This window comes from Streptomyces aureocirculatus (genome assembly GCF_000720475.1).
Classification (GTDB): Bacteria; Actinomycetota; Actinomycetes; order Streptomycetales; family Streptomycetaceae; genus Streptomyces; species Streptomyces aureocirculatus.
Window position 1 is genome coordinate 1 of sequence record NZ_JOAP01000176.1, and the last position, 307, is coordinate 307.

A 307-nucleotide genomic window follows, 5' to 3' on the forward strand; every position below is an offset into this window, starting at 1 on the left:
ACGGACGGAGTCACAGTGCCTCCACAACTAGGAGCTACGTACGGGGTGTTGAAAACGTAGCGGCAGTGCGCTACGTTTTCAAGTGTCGAGATGTAGCGCGCACTGGAAGGGGCGATCCGATGACCGCACCCCAGCTCACCGCCCCCGCAGCCAGGTTCGTGGGCGACCTCGTGCAGGGCAGCGACGAGGAGCGCGCCTGGCGCAGCCGCTCAATCGCCCCCAGCGACATCGCCGCCGTCATGAGCCGCAACCCCTACGGCCAGACCCGCGAAGACCTGCTGCACCGCAAGGCCACCGACGGCACACG

At 66.8% G+C, this 307-nt stretch carries 1 protein-coding gene; it reads left to right on the forward strand.

Going from position 1 to position 307, the window contains the following annotated elements; all coding sequences use genetic code 11:
- Positions 1-119: 119 nt before the first annotated feature.
- On the forward strand, positions 120-307 hold a 188-nt coding region (locus IG78_RS43660), incomplete at its 3' end, for a hypothetical protein (RefSeq protein ID WP_031130011.1).